4 protein-coding genes are annotated in these 3300 nt (G+C 68.8%); all 4 read right to left on the reverse strand.

All coding sequences use genetic code 11. From position 1 onward, the window contains the following. Positions 1–209 precede the first annotated feature (209 nt). A complete protein-coding gene (locus ACSLTV_RS35925) occupies positions 210–389 on the reverse strand; it encodes a helix-turn-helix domain-containing protein (RefSeq protein WP_435613713.1) in 180 nt (59 codons plus the stop codon). Then, a complete protein-coding gene (locus ACSLTV_RS35930; RefSeq protein ID WP_435613714.1) occupies positions 386–529 on the reverse strand; it encodes a hypothetical protein in 144 nt (47 codons plus the stop codon). Before ACSLTV_RS35930 ends, ACSLTV_RS35925 begins: the two co-directional genes overlap by 4 nt. 939 nt (positions 530–1468) lie before the next feature. Then, positions 1469–1942, reverse strand: a complete 474-nt coding sequence (locus ACSLTV_RS35935) for a hypothetical protein (protein WP_030053567.1) — start codon at positions 1940–1942, stop codon at positions 1469–1471. A gap of 10 nt (positions 1943–1952) precedes the next feature. Next, positions 1953–3197 carry a helix-turn-helix domain-containing protein gene (locus ACSLTV_RS35940; protein WP_435613715.1) on the reverse strand — a complete coding sequence of 415 codons (1245 nt, stop codon included), beginning with the start codon at positions 3195–3197 and terminating at the stop codon, positions 1953–1955. Positions 3198–3300: the final 103 nt, after the last annotated feature.

The following is a 3300-nucleotide window of genomic DNA, read 5'->3' on the forward strand; positions in this document are numbered from 1 at the left end:
GGCAGCCGTCACCCTCGCCTCGCTCCTGATGTGGGCGTGACATTTGAAGACAACTCCTAGTTCGCGGCATCACCACGACCGCGGGCGGCGTACTCGTCACTGGCACCCTTTGGTGGATCCAGCACCAGTGACATGACGGCGTCCTGCCCCAGGGCAGGACGCCAAAGTCGTTTCACCGCACGAGTCGAACGCGGCACAGGCTCAGCTAATCAGCGCGATGCGGGCAGGCCCACGCGAGCGTTCGGTGCCAACGAGTCGCGCCCGGCCGCCAGCTCCGGTACGTACTTGTACAGCGTGGTGCGGGAGACCCCCAGCAGTTTCGCGATCGAGGTGATGGTGTTCTCTGGGTCGGTCAGCAGGCCGCGAGCGTGACGGGGACATGGGGTCACCGCAGCAGGTTGTGGAGCAGAGCGACGACGGCCAGACCCACGAGAAGCGCGGCGCCCACACCGGGGTGCAGGAAGGCGACGTACGTGCCGCCGGCACCTGCCAGCAACAGCAGGGCGGTGCGGGTGTCGAGACCGTTCACGTTGAACTCCCAGGTGCGGCAAGTTAGACGCGGCCCCTCCGCGTCGCAGGCCGCACCCTGCACCACACGCGGGTTAGCCCCGCAACTCTCGCGAAAATTCGCACTCCGAGAGGAGAAAACCCCAGCTCAGGTCGTGCATTGCCCGGACAGCTCCGAATGCTGCCCGAATAGGCCCACATTGAATGAAGGAAGGTGCGAGGACTTGGCCCGCGACCGTTGCATGTCCCGTAATAGGCATGTGGGATGTCCTGGGTGGTGGCACCAGGACCTGCACGACGACTGGACCGCCGAGGCGGACGGCGACCAAGGCTGACCGGGCCGGGGGGCTGGCTCCGGCTCCCCGGAAGGGCTGCACGCCCGCCACCTACCACGGGCCACACAGGCAGGTTTCACTCCGGATCGAGGAGCGGCCCGAGCGCGATCGAGGCCCCGCACTCTGACTTCCGCGAGACCCGTGACGCCCCGGAGGGCAATCTGCAATGCGTCCGCAAGGCGATCGAGAAGAAACTTCCGAACCCGAAGTACCTATGCGTGTAGTCATCGAAAGCCAGGACGAGCAGTCGCCAGAATGATGAGGTCCCCTCCAACGGCCTTCGCGAAGCTCGCAGAGCCTCGCGGCACTCTCGTACCGCGAGCCTGCCGCTACAGCGATCGAAAGTGTGCTGCACCTCGGAGAGGACGCGCTGGCATCCGGTGATCTGCTTCGCGTTCGGGCGGCAGAGGGCAGTGCCCGGGCGCAGACGGCGAATCCGGATGACCTATCCGGTTTTCGGTACCTGGCGGATGGAGCAGGCTCGCAGTCCCGTGTCGGCCTGCTCGGTGAGTGCTTGGGCGATCGATCTGCCAGAGCTGATTGCCGCGCGACGCCTTGACGAGCCATGCGACATTCACCGTCGGCGCTTGGCCCGACGGCAGTTACGGAGCCGTACTGGACGTCTGTCAGCGTGAGGCACCTTCTGGCCACAGCACCCGAACCGGCACGCCGTTCCGCTCGGCGTACGCCACGACGTCCGCCGTGCCGCCGTAACCCCATGCCGGTTTCCCGTCCCACACGGCGACGAGCTCGTCAGCGAGCCCGACGAGGATCTCGGAACCGGTCATGTGTGCCTCGGAGTCGGACGCGGTCATGCCGGTTGTGTGCACGTCGCTCGCGCGGGCCATCAGCGCGTCGTACGTGGAGTGGTGCCACTCCGGCAAGCTGTCGCGGTACTCGGTGGCCGGGACGACCACCTCAAGGCGTCCGCCGGCGGACAGCACGGCCTCGGCGAACCACGCATCGGGGCCGTCAGCGATGCACGAGACCCCCACCAGTTCCGCCCCGTTGTACCCGCTCACCGCATCGGCCAGGAGCGTCCGCACGCGCTCCTCGACCTCTGTGCTCAGTCCGCGGTGACCTGTGATCCCCACCCGCATGTCTGTCCTCCTACAGATAGACGCCGTGCAACCGCTCGTCGAACTCGCGCACCACCTTGGGCGGTGAGCTGGTGGTCAGCGACCGGCGCACGGCACGCGCCCTTTCTACGATCCGGCCGGAACGGTAGCGGAGTCCGGATTCCAACGCGCGGGAAGCTAGCGCGAACGCGGCGTCAACGCGACCGGTGGCGAGGTGGCCGGCGGCGATGTCGAGTACCAGGAGCGCTCGTTGTTTGTCGTGGCCGGTCGCGAGGGCTTCTGTGTCCTCGGACAGGACCCAGTCCGCGAGGCCGAGCCGGCCCCCGCAGGCCACCCGCGCGGCGGCGACCTTGGCCGGGGTGAAGGTGAACACCCACGGCCACGGCGGTGCCTCCTCGGGCAGGTTCTCCGCGCCCGTGCGAGCTGCCGTCAGTGCCTTGTCGGCGGAGCGTCGGTCTCCGGCCACCGCGTGGGCGAGAGCTTCGACGGATGACAGCCACGCATCCGCGACGGCCGGGCGGGAGGACCCGAGTACGCGCCGGGCCCGACGGGTGAGGTTCAGGGCTTCCACCCCGTTGCCGACGTGCGCTTCGAACTGGGCGAGGCTCCCGGTCTGGTAGGCGGTCAGCAGCGGGTCGCCGGCCGACCGGGCCGCCTTGACCGCCGCCCCGTACCAGGAGCGGGCCGATCCGTTGTCACCCATGTCCCAGGCGAGCCATCCGGCAAAACTCGCGGCCTCGCTGCCGACGGCTGCCAGGCGGCCCCGGTCCGCGTCGCCGGTCGCTGTGTGCGTGATGGTCTGGATCAGGCACATGTGGGCGCGCACCGCCTCCGACAGGTCCCGGCTGGGCGTGGTGCCGTCGAGTCTGCGATACGCCGTGGTGGACAGCCGGAGGGCTGCTGCCTGCCCGCCGGTCGCGTCTGCGCTGTCAGGGAGGACGGCCAGGGCGGGGGCTGCGGCTGCGGCCACCGCTCCGCCGAGGAATCGTCGTCGGTCCACGTCGTCACCGTCGTTCTGTGGCCCCGGCTGTCGGCCGTCGGCGAGACCCACCAGTGCCGGCGGAATCTCCAGGTGCGCCGCTGCCGCCGCCAGGATGTCCGTGCTGTACGCGCTCGTGCCCTTCTTCTCCAGACGGGACACGGCGGACTGGCTGATGCCGAGGGCCTGGCCCAGGGCGGTCTGCGTCATCCGCCGGTCGGTACGGACGAGTTCGATCACTCGGCCGTAATCCCCGGTCCTGGATGCCTCCCGGACCGGCCCCGTCTGGAAATCCACGGCGCACCCCCACGCTAAGAGCCTCTGCGGCGTCGATCTCCTACCCGTACCCGCTCAGCGCATATCCGTATGCGGGTGCCGCATGGGTGATGGTCGCATGACT

The sequence above is a fragment of the Streptomyces sp. bgisy159 genome, from assembly GCF_965341775.1.
Taxonomy (GTDB): domain Bacteria; phylum Actinomycetota; class Actinomycetes; order Streptomycetales; family Streptomycetaceae; genus Streptomyces.

Coding starts and splice junctions, on each gene's coding strand:
- ACSLTV_RS35935 (WP_030053567.1), bottom strand. CDS start 1,942: ATGCGGGTGGGGATCACAGGTCACCGCGGACTGAGCACAGAGGTCGAG.